Origin of the sequence: Streptomyces sp. HUAS TT11, from assembly GCF_051553595.1 — a bacterium.
GTDB lineage: Bacteria > Actinomycetota > Actinomycetes > Streptomycetales > Streptomycetaceae > Streptomyces.
In genome coordinates, this window is sequence record NZ_CP196184.1 from 6,292,039 (window position 1) to 6,305,549 (window position 13,511).

At 69.8% G+C, this 13,511-nt stretch carries 11 protein-coding genes; 9 read left to right on the top strand and 2 right to left on the bottom strand.

Features of this window, described 5'->3' with window-relative positions:
- The first annotated feature begins 60 nt into the window (after nt 1-60).
- Nucleotides 61-792, top strand: coding sequence for a TerD family protein (locus tag ACSHXN_RS27965; protein ID WP_355800762.1), 732 nt, complete (start codon nt 61-63; stop codon nt 790-792).
- A gap of 4 nt (nt 793-796) precedes the next feature.
- On the opposite strand, the gene ACSHXN_RS27970 is transcribed toward ACSHXN_RS27965, so the two are convergent.
- The gene (locus tag ACSHXN_RS27970) at nt 797-1,636 is read right to left on the bottom strand and encodes a TerD family protein (RefSeq protein ID WP_355800760.1); all 840 of its coding nucleotides are present in this window, start codon (nt 1,634-1,636) and stop codon (nt 797-799) included.
- 187 nt (nt 1,637-1,823) lie between these two features.
- On the opposite strand from ACSHXN_RS27970, the gene ACSHXN_RS27975 reads away from it, so the two are divergent.
- From ACSHXN_RS27975 to ACSHXN_RS27990, 4 genes are all read left to right on the top strand, one after another.
- The gene (locus ACSHXN_RS27975) at nt 1,824-2,990 is read left to right on the top strand and encodes an HpcH/HpaI aldolase/citrate lyase family protein (protein ID WP_355134914.1); all 1,167 of its coding nucleotides are present in this window, start codon (nt 1,824-1,826) and stop codon (nt 2,988-2,990) included.
- Between the two features lie 17 nt (nt 2,991-3,007).
- Nucleotides 3,008-5,521: a phosphoribosyltransferase gene (locus ACSHXN_RS27980; protein ID WP_438304025.1), complete on the top strand. Its 2,514-nt coding sequence runs from the start codon at nt 3,008-3,010 to the stop codon at nt 5,519-5,521.
- On the top strand, nt 5,518-6,330 hold the full coding sequence (locus ACSHXN_RS27985; protein WP_383353853.1) for an HAD family hydrolase: 813 nt from the start codon (nt 5,518-5,520) through the stop codon (nt 6,328-6,330). The genes ACSHXN_RS27980 and ACSHXN_RS27985 overlap by 4 nt, the downstream gene beginning before the upstream one ends.
- A 105-nt stretch (nt 6,331-6,435) precedes the next feature.
- The gene (locus ACSHXN_RS27990; RefSeq protein ID WP_355134908.1) at nt 6,436-7,095 is read left to right on the top strand and encodes an O-methyltransferase; all 660 of its coding nucleotides are present in this window, start codon (nt 6,436-6,438) and stop codon (nt 7,093-7,095) included.
- A gap of 8 nt (nt 7,096-7,103) precedes the next feature.
- On the opposite strand, the gene ACSHXN_RS27995 is transcribed toward ACSHXN_RS27990, so the two are convergent.
- Nucleotides 7,104-7,328 (bottom strand): FmdB family zinc ribbon protein, encoded by a 225-nt coding sequence (locus ACSHXN_RS27995; protein ID WP_331267255.1) that lies wholly within the window; start codon nt 7,326-7,328, stop codon nt 7,104-7,106.
- A 98-nt stretch (nt 7,329-7,426) separates the two neighbouring features.
- Between ACSHXN_RS27995 and ACSHXN_RS28000 the strand changes: the two genes are divergently transcribed.
- The 4 genes from ACSHXN_RS28000 to ACSHXN_RS28015 all read left to right on the top strand — a co-directional run bounded on the left by ACSHXN_RS28000 (nt 7,427) and on the right by ACSHXN_RS28015 (nt 13,506).
- Entirely contained in the window at nt 7,427-8,164 is a 738-nt protein-coding gene (locus ACSHXN_RS28000; RefSeq protein ID WP_355134906.1) for a class I SAM-dependent methyltransferase, read from the top strand.
- 648 nt (nt 8,165-8,812) lie between these two features.
- On the top strand, nt 8,813-10,876 hold the full coding sequence (locus tag ACSHXN_RS28005; protein WP_438306506.1) for a transglycosylase domain-containing protein: 2,064 nt from the start codon (nt 8,813-8,815) through the stop codon (nt 10,874-10,876).
- 115 nt (nt 10,877-10,991) lie between these two features.
- Entirely contained in the window at nt 10,992-12,212 is a 1,221-nt protein-coding gene (locus ACSHXN_RS28010; protein WP_438306507.1) for a hypothetical protein, read from the top strand.
- 175 nt (nt 12,213-12,387) lie between these two features.
- Nucleotides 12,388-13,506 carry an amidase domain-containing protein gene (locus tag ACSHXN_RS28015; RefSeq protein WP_355135102.1) on the top strand — a complete coding sequence of 373 codons (1,119 nt, stop codon included), beginning with the start codon at nt 12,388-12,390 and terminating at the stop codon, nt 13,504-13,506.
- Nucleotides 13,507-13,511: the final 5 nt, after the last annotated feature.

A 13,511-nucleotide genomic window follows, 5' to 3' on the forward strand; every position in this document is an offset into this window, starting at 1 on the left:
AGGACACGTCCTCGGCGGCCGCCCCGCGGCTGTTGAATCGGGTAGGGACAGGGGGCGGGCATGGGCTTCTGGGACGGCGTGTGGCGCGGGCGCGCGACGGAGTTCGACTCGGGGAGCGCGGCGAGCAATGCGATCGAGCTGACCAAACGGCACCAGCGGGTCTCGCTCACCAAGCAGGGCGCGGCCACCGGGAACCTGCGCATCAACCTGTCGTGGCGGATGCGGACCTCGGACATCGGCGGTCCCGAGCGGGGCAGCCTGCTGCGGCACCCGTTCCGTATGTTCACCCCCGAGGTCGTGCAGGCGCACACCCAGAGCATGGTCAACGTCGACCTCGACCTCGGTTGCATGTACGAGCTGGCCGACGGCACCAAGGGTGTGGTGCAGCCGCTGGGCAGCTTCTTCGGGGAGCTCAACGACCCGCCGTACATCAAGCTGAGCGGTGACGACCGGTTCGGTTCCGGCTCCGGTGAGACGATCTTCGTCAACCTCGATCACCGGGACGACTTCAAACGGCTGCTGATCTTCGTCTACATCTACGACCAGACGCCCGCGTTCGACCGTACGCACGCCGTGGTCACGCTCTATCCCAGCAACGGCCCGCGTATCGAGATCGGCCTGGACGAACGCCACCCGCAGGCCCGCTCCTGCGCGGTCGTCCTGATAGAGAACATCAAGGGCGAGATCGTCGTGCGCCGCGAGGTGAAGTTCGTGTACGGCTTCCAGGCCGAACTCGACCGGCTCTACGGCTGGGGTCTGCAGTGGGGCCGGGGCTACAAGACGAAGGCGTAGCCCGCTACCGCCCGATGAACTGCGGCCCCTGCGGCGGGAGCGTGAAGTTCGGGTCCAGGGCCGGTGCCGGGGTGGGCGGATAGCCGTAGGCGGGCGCCGTCGCCGGGGCCGTCTGCGTCTGCGGATATCCGTAGGCGGACGGGCCGGCCGGCTGGGGATAGCCGTAGGCCGGCTGGGGCTGCGTCGTCACCGGCTCCGCCGGGTAGCCGTAGGCCGGCTGCTGCGGTACCGGCTGCTCCGGGGGCAGCGGCACCGAGATCTCGGCGACGGCCGGGACCGCTCCGGTCTCGGCGGGTGCCTCCGACTCGTCCACCGAGATGCCGAAGTCGTTCGCGAGGCCCTTCAGCCCGTTCAGATAGCCCTCGCCGAGCGCCCGGAACTTCCAGGCGTCGCCGCGCCGGTACAGCTCCCCGCAGATCAGGGCCGTCTCGGCGCCGGTCTCCGGCTTGATGTCGAAGTACGCCAGTGGCTCTCCGTCGGCGGCCGCCGCGTCGTACAGGAGGATGCTCAGCGAGCGCACCTGGTCGAAGGTGACGTCGTCCGCGGAGGCGACCAGCAGGACCCGGCCCACGCCGGGCTCGACGCCCGCCAGGTCCGTCTGGATCGTCTCGGTCAGCCGGTCCGCCTCCCGCTTCTTCCCGAGCAGCCGGACCTTGCCCGAGGGGTGCCGGGGCTGGTTGTAGAAGACGAAGTCCTCGTCGGACCGCACCCGCCCTTCGGGGCCGAGGAGCAGCGCCGAGGCGTCCACTTCGGGAGCGCCCTGTCCCGCTGCCCAGCGCAGCACCGCCCGTACCGCCGTGACCTCGAGCGGTACGTTCGACCCCTTCAGCATCGCGTGCGTCATGGCGTCATCCTGCCTTCCCCGTCAAGGTCACGACAACGCGGGGGTGGACCCGCGCCGCTGCGCCGATGTACCACGGACACAGCCGAGTTACCTGAACTTCATGCCCAACGGGAACCCATGACATGGAGTTCTACGTAGTATTACCGGCCACCACTTTTCGGGCAGTCCAGCACCACGGGGGAGTCTCATGCGTCATTTCGGGCATATCGCCCCTGAGGAGCGGCGGCGGCTCTTCCATCGGGAGCCCGCCGTCTTCACCGCCGACGCCCCGGCGCGTGTACTCGCGGTGGCCCTCGGCGCCACGCTCTACAGCCCCGCGACCCGCCCGCAGCTCGCCGACGACGTGGTCAAGCAGGCGGGCCGGGGCGTCGTGTCCATGGTGCTGTGCCTCGAGGACTCCATCGACGACGCGGACGTCGTGGACGCCGAGGAGAATCTGGTCCGGCAGTTCACCGACCTCGCCGGGCGCCCGGACGTGGAGCTGCCGCTGCTCTTCATCCGGGTCCGTGTCCCCGAGCAGATCCCTGACCTGGTGGCCCGGCTCGGTCCGGCGGTCCGGCTGCTGTCCGGGTTCGTGCTGCCGAAGTTCACCGAGGAGCGGGGCGTCCCGTTCCTGGAGGCCCTGACCGGGGCCGTGGCGGCGAGCGGGCGCAGGCTGTTCGCCATGCCCGTCCTCGAGTCGCCCTCCCTGCTCTACCTGGAGACGCGCCGGGAGACGCTGGAGGGCATCTTCCGCACCGTCGACAAGTACCGCGACCGGGTCCTCGCGCTGCGCCTCGGCGTCACCGACTTCTGCTCCTCGTACGGCCTGCGCCGCGCGCCGGACATGACCGCGTACGACGTCCAGATCGTGGCCTCCGTGATCGCCGACGTCGTCAATGTTCTCGGGCGGGCCGACGGCACCGGATTCACGGTGACCGGGCCCGTGTGGGAGTACTTCAGGGCACAGGAGCGCATGTTCAAGCCGCAGCTGCGGCGCAGCCCCTTCCTGGAGGGGGAGGTCGAGGAACTGCGTGAGACGCTCATCGAGCACGACCTGGACGGGCTGCTGCGCGAGATCTCCCTCGACCGTGCCAACGGACTGCTCGGCAAGACCTGCATCCACCCCTCGCACGTGATGCCCGTACACGCACTGTCGGTCGTCAGTCACGAGGAGTTCAGCGACGCCCAGGACATCATGCGGCCCGAGCGGCTCGGCGGCGGAGTGCTGCGCTCCGCGTACACGAACAAGATGAACGAGGTGAAGCCGCACCGCGCCTGGGCGGAGCGCACGCTCCAGCGCGCCGAGGTCTTCGGTGTGGCGGGCGAGGACATCGGCTTTGTGGAGCTGCTGGCCGCCGGGCTTCCCGGCTGACGCCGGCACCGACCGAGATGGAACCGAGGAAGAACGTGGTCTGGTCCGGGACGTGGGTCGCCGAGCGGCTCGGCGTGGAGCTGGTCGGCGACGAACGGCTGACCGATCTGCTGGGTCTCGCACTGCGGCGCAACCCCAAACGGGCGCATCTGCTCGTCTCCAACGTGCTGGGCAAGCACGTTCCGCAGTCACCGGCCGTCGTCTACAGCCATGGGTTCGCGCTCGGCCGCCGGGTGCGGGAGCTGCTGGGCGGCGACGGCGGGGGCCGGTACGGCTCGGGCGGACGCGGCGCGGTGGTCCTCGGCTACGCGGAGACGGCCACCGGGCTCGGTCACGCCGTCGCGGACGGGCTCGGCCTCGCCCCCTACCTCCACTCCACCCGCCGGCCCGTCGAGGGTGTCGCCCCGGCCGGCGGTTTCGAGGAGTCGCATTCCCACGCCACCTCGCACCTGCTGCTCCCGGAGGATCCGGCGCTGCTGGCCGGCGACGGTCCGCTGGTCCTGGTCGACGACGAGTTCTCGACCGGCAACACGGTCATGAACACGATCCGCGACCTGCACGAGCGGTTCCCGCGCGACCGGTACGTCGTCGTCGCGCTGGTCGACATGCGCTCGACCGAGGATCTGGGGCGGCTGGAGGGCTTCGCCCGGGAGATCGGCGCCCGAGTGGACCTCGTGGCGGCGGTCTCGGGCACCGTGCGGCTGCCGGAGGGGGTGCTGGAGAAGGGCCAGGCACTGGTCGCTGAGCACGAGAGCGCCGTGAGCGCCGCGCGCTGTGCGGAGCCGGGCACCGCGGCCGGTGAGACATCAGGACACAGGGCCGACGCGCCCGGCCGCATCACCCGGGTGAGTCTCGGCTGGCCCGGCGGTCTGCCCGACGGCGGGCGCCACGGCTTCACCCCCGAGCACCGGGCCCGTCTGGAGCGTGCGCTGCCCGCCATGGCGGCGCGGCTGGCCGAGGCGATTCCCGGCGCTGCCCGACGTGTCCTCGTGCTCGGCTTCGAGGAGCTGATGTACGCGCCGCTGCGCCTGGCCCGGGAGCTTGAACAGGTCGCCTCCGCCGAGGTCCGCTTCTCCACGACCACCCGTTCGCCCGTCCTCGCCGTGGACGACCCCGGCTATGCGATACGCAGCCGGATCGCCTTCCCCGCCCACGACGACCCGGCCGACGGCCCCGGTGAGCGCTACGCCTACAACGTGGCGGGTGCCGGCTTCGACGCCGTCGTCGCCGTCGTGGACTCCGTGGCCGACACACCCGGACTGCACGCCCCCGGCGGCCTCCTGTACCGGCTCGCCGCCCACACCCCGCACGTCCTGCTCGCGGTCGTGCCCAGCTATGTCCCCGCGTCCCGGCACGTCCCCGAAAGGCCCGCCATGCTGCCCGAGCCACTCCGTGGCCCCGCCTTCTCCTCGTACGCGCCCGACGAGGTCGGCTGGCTGCTCCAGGACCTCTCGGACGTCACCCTGGAGGCGCCGACCGAGGAACGTGAGGAGGCGATCCAGAGCGGTGGCGCGCACTACGCCGAGTCGCTGCCGGTGGAGTACCAGCCGAGCGAGCAGTACCAGGAGCTGTTCCACGCGGCACTCGAGACGTCCGCCGCCCGTATCGCGCAGGCGGTCGGCGTGGTCACCGAGACCGTCCTCGCCGAACGGTCCCCGCGTCCGGTCCTCGTCTCGCTGGCCCGCGCCGGAACCCCCGTGGGCGTCCTGATGCGCCGCTGGGCGAGGCACCGCCACGGCCTCGACGTGCAGCACTACGCGGTGTCCATCGTGCGCGGACGCGGTATCGACGCCAACGCCCTGCGGTACCTGGCCGACCGGCACGACCCGGCCGACGTCGTCTTCGTCGACGGCTGGACCGGCAAGGGCGCCATCACCCGGGAACTCGCCGAGGCGATCCGGGAGTTCGAGGAGTCCGACGGCATCACCGGCTTCGATCCGGAGATCGCGGTGCTCGCGGACCCGGGCTCCTGCGTACGGACCTTCGGCACGCGCGAGGACTTCCTCATCCCGTCCGCCTGCCTCAACTCCACGGTCTCCGGGCTGATATCCCGCACGGTGCTGCGCGCCGACCTGGTCGGCCCGCACGACTACCACGGCGCGAAGTTCTACCGCGAGCTCGCCGGAGCGGACGTCTCGGACGCCTTCCTCGACACCGTCTCGGCCTGCTTCACGGAGGTCGAGGACGCGGTCGACGCACAGACCAAGGAGCTGCTCTCCGGTGACCGCGCGCCGACCTGGGAGGGCTGGGCGGCGGTGGAACGCATCAGCGAGGAGTACGGCATCCACGACGTGAACCTCGTCAAGCCCGGCGTCGGCGAGACCACGCGGGTGCTGCTGCGCCGGGTGCCCTGGAAGATACTGGCGCGATCCGGGGCGGGCGCCGACCTCGACCATGTGCGGCTGCTGGCCGAGCAGCGGGGCGTGCCGGTCGAGCTGGTCGACGAACTGCCCTACACCTGCGTGGGACTGATCCATCCCAGGTACACCCGGGGCGCGACCGGCGCCGACGGCAAGGCGGTGACGGTATGACCCCCGTTCTGGTCGCCAGCGACCTCGACCGTACGCTCATCTACTCGTCCGCGGCGCTCGCACTGACCATGCCGGACGCGCGGGCGCCCCGGCTGCTGTGCGTCGAGGTGCACGAGAGCAGGCCGCTGTCGTACATGACCGAGAGCGCGGCCGCACTGCTCACCGACCTCGGCGACCGCGCGGTGTTCGTGCCGACCACCACCCGCACCCGCAAGCAGTACCAGCGCATCAACCTGCCCGGCCCGGCCCCGACGTACGCGATCTGCGCGAACGGCGGCCATCTGCTCGTCGACGGTGTCGCCGACCCCGAGTGGCACGCCGCGGTCGTCGCCCGGCTCGCCGAGGAGTGCGCGCCGCTCGAGGAGGTGCGGGAGCACCTGGCGGCCACCGCGGACCCGGCGTGGGTGCGCAAGCACCGGGTCGCCGAGGACCTCTTCGCCTACCTCGTGGTGGAGCGCGAGCTGCTGCCCGAGGAGTGGGTGAAGGAACTGGCCGTGTGGGCCGAGAACCGCGGCTGGACGGTGTCCCTGCAGGGCCGCAAGATCTACGCCGTGCCGAAGCCGCTCACCAAGAGCGCCGCCGTGCGGGAGGTCGCCCGCCGTACCGGGGCCGCGCTCACCCTCGCCGCCGGGGACTCCCTGCTGGATGCGGACCTGCTGTTCGCCGCCGACCGCGGCTGGCGCCCGGGCCACGGCGAGCTCGCCGACGCCGACTGGACGGCACCGGGCATCACCGCCCTGCCGGAGCGGGGCGTGCTGGCCGGTGAGCGGATCCTGCGGGAGTTCCTGAAGGAGGCGCGCCAGGCCTGACCCGTCCCGGTCCGGCACGACCCGCCCCCTTTCGGTAACCCCGGGATACGGTGGAGGGGAGCCCGAAGCGCTCAGGATCTCGGGGGCGGGCCGGAGGAGGACCGGGTGGCCAAGGGGAACGGGACGCCGCTGACGGACGAGCTCTACGCCTACATGCTCGGCCACAACCCACCACTGGACCCCGTGCAGCGGATGCTGGTCGAGGTCACGCACACCCGACTGCCACTGGTGGCGGGCAAGCAGGTCGCCGAGGAGCAGGGGCCGCTTCTGGCCTTTCTGGTGCGGCTGACCGGGGCGCGGCGGGTCGTCGAGATCGGGACCTTCACCGGGCTGTCGGCGCTGTCCATGGCGCAGGCGCTGCCCCCCGACGGAACCCTGCTGACATGCGACGTCTCCGAGGAGTGGACGGAGCACGCGCGGGCGGCATGGGCGAAGGCGGGGGTGTCCGACCGGATCGAGCTGCGTATCGCGCCCGCGGTCGACACATTGCGGGCGCTGCCCGCCGAGCCGCACATCGACATGGCGTTCATCGACGCGGACAAGGACAACTACGTCGCCTACTGGGACGAGTTGGTGCCGCGCATGCGTCCGGGCGGTCTGCTCGTGGCGGACAACGTCTTCTACCACGGCGGCGTGACGGACCCGGGCGCGTCCGGACTCGCCGCCGCCATCAGGGACTTCAACGACCATGTGACGGCGGACGAGCGGGTCGACAGCGTGATGGTGCCGGTGGCGGACGGACTGACCCTGGCGCGTCGGCGCTGAGCGGGTGCTCAGCCGCAGCAGCCACCGCCGCAGCATCCGCCGCCCGCGCCGCCGCCCGCCCGGGGAGCCGGCGCCGGTGCCGACGCGCTGCCGCCCACCGCGACGGTCGACAGAAGCTTCACCGTGTCGTCGTGACCGGACGGGCACGTGGCAGGGGCGGACGACTCCGCCATCGGACGGCTCAGTTCGAACGTGTCGCCGCAGCTGCGGCAGCGGTACTCATAGCGTGGCATGGGCACAGGCTAACCGGCGGCCACCGGCGATCCCAGGACATCGCAAGGCCGGAAGCACTCCCGGTACATGCCACGACGACGTCGAAAGGTACTGAAGAGTGTTCGACGACCACGGGCGAGAACCGGGAACGGGCGATCGCAGGGCACGGGTCCGGGCGGTACGCCGTCGGCTGGCACAGGAGGGACCGCCCCGGACTCGGGGCGGTGCGGCGGACTTCGAGACGATCTCGGTGCCCGAGCACGCATGCGACCGGCTGCGCGACCTGCTGATCGCCGAGGGGGCGCAGACGGTCGTCGAGATCGGTCTCGCCTACGCCGGCTCCGCGCTCGCGATCGGTGAGGCGCTGGTCACGATCGACCCGCCGCGTCCCCGGCACATCATCGTCGACCCGTACCAGGACCGTGACTGGTCCCGTGCCGGCTGGGATCTGCTGTGCTCCGCCGGACTGGACCCGATCGCCTCCCTTCTGTCCACTCCGTCGTCGATCGCGCTTCCGCGGCTCCTCACCGAAGGCCTCGTCGCCGACGCGGCCTTCGTGGACGGCAGCCACCGGTTCCACGAGGTGTTCGTCGATCTCTACTTCCTGCGCAAGATCGTCAGACCCGGCGGGCTGATCGTCCTCGACGACGTCTGGTCACCCTCGGTGCGGACCGCCCTGCGCTACTACGAGCGCAACCTCGGCTGGACGGTGGTTCCCGACGCCTTCCCGCGTGAGCCGGGGGCTCCGACGGCGGCCGTCGACGATCCTCGGGCCGAACCGGCGCCTCGCTGCACGGCTGTTCGCCTGCCCGACCCCTCGTTCGAGCCGCCCTTCGAGGAGTTCCGGACGTTCTGATCCCCCTGACCGCAAGAACGCAGGGGTGCCCAAGGGCCCGGTGAGGTCGCCCCCGACGGGGCGTGGGCGACCCGAGTGTCTTCTTGACATCTCCGTACTCTCCATGAGTTGGCCACTTCTCTGCCACTCCTGACCCGGTAGATCACATAGGCCGCTGATAATTTATAGAAGCCGCGAGGAGCCGCAACGTCGTGAGGGGGGGCTCGCAGCCGCATGTGTGGCAGCTGCATCTACCCGCGCGCGCAAGACCGAGTGCGGAGGGAGACGCAGTGGTGACCGAGGCACGGCAGCGAACAGAGGGCCGGCATCCACAAACGCGTGCGGGCGAGAGGGCTCACCGTGACTAGCGGGAACGGCGACCGTCCCCAGGATCCCGAGGTGACGCCCGAGCAGCCGCGGGAGCGCCGCCCGGAGGGCGAGGCCGGGACGGGGAAGTCCTTCGATCCCGACACCACCATGCAGTTGAAGGCCGGGGTGCCCCTTCCCTCGGACACCACCGGGCAGTTGAAGGCCGGGGTGCCTCTGCCTGCGGACACCACCATGAAGTTGAAGGCCGGGGTACCCCTTCCCCCGGAAGCCACCGAGCAGTTGAAGACCGCGGAGTCCGCGGACCCGGACGACGTCGTGCCGGTGAAGCCCGACGTCACCATGCAACTGCGCATACCCAGACCGAAGTTGGGTCCTCGACGCAGTGCCCGTCAGAAAGCCGCCCCACCCCCGCTGCTCGCCCGGGTCAAGGCCCGACTCGAACCCCACGCCCGCAGGCTTGCGCCCTACGTCCGCAGGCTCAGGCCGGTCTACCCCCGGCCGGGCCGGACCGGGTGGCGGCGCTGGATGCCCTCCTGGCGCCAGTGGCTGGGGGCCGTACTGGCGTCCGTCGGCATGAGCGGGGTCTTCCTCGCCGTGGCGTACGCCGCCACGGACATACCGCAGAACCTCAACACGTACGCCACCCAGCAGGACAACGTCTACTTCTGGTCAGACGGCACGCCGATGGCCCGCACCGGCTGGGTGCAGCGCCAGGCCATGCCGCTGAAGGACATACCGGAGCAGGTCCGTTGGGCGGTCCTCGCGGCCGAGAACGAGAGCTTCTACTCGGACCCCGGCATCTCCCTCTCGGGTCTCACCCGCGCCCTGTGGCGCACGGTCGGCGAGGGGGACACCGAGGGCGGTTCGACCATCACCCAGCAGTATGTGAAGAACGTCTATCTGACCCAGAACCAGACGGTGAGCCGCAAGTTCACCGAGGCGATGATCGCACTCAAGCTCGACAACAGGATGAGCAAGGACAAGATCCTCGAGGGATACCTCAACACCAGCTGGTTCGGCCGCGGCACCTACGGCATCCAGCGGGCCGCCCAGGCCTACTACGGCAAGGACGTCAGCCAACTCGACGCGGGTGAGGCCGCCTTCCTCGCCTCCCTGCTGAAGGGGGCGGGCCTGTTCGACCCCACTCTGAGCAAGGCGAACCACGAGCGGGCCGTGGAACGCTGGTCCTGGATCCTCGACCGGATGGTCGAGATCGGCAAGCTGTCACCGTCGGAGCGCGCGAAGTACCGGACCTTCCCCGAGCCGCTCAAGCAGAACCCGCTCTACAACACGGGCAAGCAGAGCGACTACCTCGTCGAACTGGCCTCCCAGTACGTCAAGAAGTCAGGGCACGTCTCGGACAAGCAGTTCGACCTGGGCGGCTACCAGATCTACACGACCTTCGACCGCAAACGCGAGGAGGCGCTCACCGACGCGGTGACCAAGGCCCGGGGCCAGGGCCGGAAGGACCACCCCGACTCGGCGAAGGCAGCCCACTACGGCGCGGCATCGGTCGCCGAGGACGGGCGCATCCTCGCGGTCTACGGCGGCCCCGACCACCGCACCCAGGGGTACAACGAGTCCAACGCGACCACTGTGCAGGCCGGTTCGGCCTTCCTGCCGTTCGTCTATGCCGCCGGCCTGGAGCACGGTGTCTACAAGGCCAGGAACGGTCCGGCCACCCCGGTCACCCCCGAGTCGCTCTACAACGGTGACGACGGCGTTCCCGTCACCACGCCCGAGGGACCGTACTGGGACCGCAGCGGCAAGAAGGTCGCCGCCCACAACGACGGCAACAAGTCCTACGGGCAGATCGGTCTGGGGCAGGCACTCGCCCTGTCCGTCAACACCCCGTTCATGCAACTGGGCATGGACACAGGGCTGAACAAGGTCCGCGACACCGCGGAGGCGGCCGGGCTGCTCGCCTCCAGCATGGGACCGCAGGTGCCCGCACTGTCCACGGGCACCGCCACGCCCAGCGCGATCCGGATGGCCAGCGGATACAGCACGTTCGCCGCGGACGGTACGCACACCGAGCCCTACTCGGTGCGCCGTGTGACCCGCAACGGTTCCAAGGTCGCACTCGAAGTGCCCGCGTCCCGGCGGGCGTTCGGCTCCACGGTGGCCCGCCAGGTGACCGAGGCGCTGACGGAATCCTTCCGCACCGCTCATCCGGACGCGGCCCCCGCCACCGCCCAGGTGGCCGGCAAGGCCGGAACCACGTACGACGACACGGCGTCCTGGTACGTCGGGACGGCCGCGTCCGTGTCGACGGCGGTCGTGGTCTACCGGATCGACCTGTCCAAGAGCCTCGAACCGCTGGAACTCGACGGGCTCGCCGGCACCACGGCCGGCAGCGTCCCCTACGGCATCTGGTCGAAAGCCATGAGTCCACTCGGCTGACGACGGCGCCGAGACACCACCCCCCACCTCCTCCCGGAACGAGCCGCCCGTGACGAAGAAGAACGGCCATCGCCGCCGCCCGGCACGCCCCACCCGCACCAACAACCGCCGCAACATCACCCTGGCGGCCCTTCTCGCCGTAGCGTCCGTGACGGTGACCTTCCTGGCAGTGGCCCGGCACGACGACACGGCGCCGACCGCCTCCGCGGGCAGCGAGCGGAAGGACGACAAGGCCACAGCCAAGCCGAGCGCGACGCCCGAGTGGGACGGCCGGACACAGGTCATCGGCGACGGCTCGACCTCCTACACCGGACCGCAGAAAGGTTCGCTGAAGCCGAAGCCGCTCAAGCCCGGTGAGAAGCCACCCCAGTTCGTGGTCTTCTCCTGGGACGGCGCGCTGGAGGGAAGCGACCATCTCTTCTCGCACTACCGGGAGTTGGCCAAGGAGTACAACGCCCACATGACCTTCTTCCTCACGGGCATCTACCTGCTGCCCAAGGACAAGAAGGATCTCTACCACCCGCCGCAGCACGAGACGGGCGACGCTGCCATCGACTACGCCACCGACGAGCACATACGCACCACGGTGGAGCAACTGCGCCAGGCGTACAACGACGGCAACGAGATCGGCACCCACTTCAACGGGCACTTCTGCGGCGCCAAGGGCGGCGGCGACTGGAGCGTCGACGAGTGGAAGAGCGAGATCGACCAGTTCTACTCCTTCGTCGAGAACTGGAAGACCAACACCGGTAACAAGGACGTTCCCGCGCTGCCCTTCGACTTCAAGAAGGAGGTCACCGGCGGACGGGCCCCCTGCCTGGAGGGCCAGCCGAACCTGCTGAAGGCCATGAAGGGCTACGGCTGGCGCTACGACGCGAGCTCCCCGGGCGACTTCCAGATATGGCCGGCGAAGAAGAAGGGCATCTGGGACTTCCCGCTGCAGATGCTCCCGTACGAGGGCGGCAAGTACCAAGGCCTGTCCATGGACTTCAACTTCCTCTACAACCAGTCGGCCGGCGAGACGCAGGGCGACGCGTCGAAGTACGCCGAGTGGGAGCAGATGACCGTCGACTCGTACATGGCCGGTTTCGACCGCGTCTACTACGGCAGCCGGGCCCCCCTGTTCGTCGGCAACCACTTCGAGGACTGGAACGGCAGCATCTACATGAAGGCCATCGACCAAATGGTCAAGAACGTGTGCACCAAGAAGGGCGTCCAGTGCGTCTCGTTCAAGGAACTGGCCGACTGGCTCGACGTGCAGAAGCCGGAGACGCTGGAGCGTCTGCGCAGCCTGGACCCGGCGCAGTCGCCGGACTGGTCGACGGTGGTCAAGTGACGTCTGGAGCAGCCCGGTTCCACTTGTGCGTCCCCTCTTCACAACCGTCACACAGCCCGTGCGAAGATGCCGTCGCCCGGTAGGTGTACCGGCGTAGAGGGGAACATCATTGAAATCAAGAAGACTGAGCCGTAAGCGGAGCCGCACGACCGTCATCACCGCGGCGGCCGCCTCGGTGGTCGCCGGAGTCGCCTTGCTGCCCAACTGGAGCGCGGGCGCGGCGGTCACGGACGACCCGAAGGTGGACCCGGCGACCAGGGCCACCTTCCAGCGGCTGGCCGACGCGGTCTTCACGGACCGCACCCAGGCCCTGGTGGACGACGCCGAAGGCGGAAAGAAGGGGCACCGGCTGACGTCCGGATTCTCGGGCAAGGTGCGCCTGTCCGGAACGCAGTCCCGCGACGAGAACATGGCGCTCACGAAGCTGAGCGTCCGTAAGGCCCGTCTCGCGCAGCTGGGGGAGAAGTACAGCGGGGCCACCACCAGCGTCAAGCTGGACGCCACGCAGGTGAAGGGCCGGCACGCCACGGTCGCCGTCACCGAGACCACGACCTTGACGTACGAGAAGGTCAAGGGCAGCGAGCCGAAGACCACCGGCTTCCAGGCCCACCACGAGCTGACGTTCAAGGCCGGTCGTGACGGCGACTGGCAGCTGACCGGCATCCGTGACACCGACGACGGCTACCTGGCCGTGAACCAGGTCGCCAAGCCGGCCGTTGCGGCTCCGGCCACCGCCGCCGACGACGGCCCGCCGGAGGCGGCCCGTTCGGCCACGACGCGGCCCGCGCCGGCCAAGCCGAAGAACCTCTCCGCCACCGGCTACGACTACAAGGCCATGGCCGCGTACGCGCAGAAGTACTGGAGCAAGTACAACCCGGACTACCCGGACTTCAACGGACAGGGCGCCGGCGGGGATTGCACCAACTTCGTCAGCCAGTCCCTGAAGGCGGGCGGCTGGAAGCATGTGCCCGGCTACACGTCGGACTTCCACAAGTGGTTCGGCAACTCCGAGATCCAGTCCGACTCGTTCATCGGGGTCAACGAGTTCTCGTGGTTCGCCCTGTCCTCCAAGCGGGTCACCAGCCTGGCCAACGTCTACCAGATGGACGTGGGCGACGTGCTGCAGATGGACTTCGACAAGGACGGGTCCAAGGACCACTCCATGATCGTCACCTCCCGCAACTCGCAGGGCGTGCCGTATGTGACGTACCACTCCACCAACACCTACAACAGGTCGGTGGCGAGCATCATCGCGTCGTACCCGAGCGCCGCGTACTACGCGTACCGCACCTGAGCCGT

Coding starts and splice junctions, on each gene's coding strand:
- ACSHXN_RS27970 (WP_355800760.1), bottom strand. CDS start 1,636: ATGACGCACGCGATGCTGAAGGGGTCGAACGTACCGCTCGAGGTCACG.
- ACSHXN_RS27980 (WP_438304025.1), top strand. CDS start 3,008: ATGGAACCGAGGAAGAACGTGGTCTGGTCCGGGACGTGGGTCGCCGAG.
- ACSHXN_RS27995 (WP_331267255.1), bottom strand. CDS start 7,328: ATGCCACGCTATGAGTACCGCTGCCGCAGCTGCGGCGACACGTTCGAA.
- ACSHXN_RS28005 (WP_438306506.1), top strand. CDS start 8,813: ATGCAACTGCGCATACCCAGACCGAAGTTGGGTCCTCGACGCAGTGCC.
- ACSHXN_RS27965 (WP_355800762.1), top strand. CDS start 61: ATGGGCTTCTGGGACGGCGTGTGGCGCGGGCGCGCGACGGAGTTCGAC.
- ACSHXN_RS27975 (WP_355134914.1), top strand. CDS start 1,824: ATGCGTCATTTCGGGCATATCGCCCCTGAGGAGCGGCGGCGGCTCTTC.
- ACSHXN_RS27985 (WP_383353853.1), top strand. CDS start 5,518: ATGACCCCCGTTCTGGTCGCCAGCGACCTCGACCGTACGCTCATCTAC.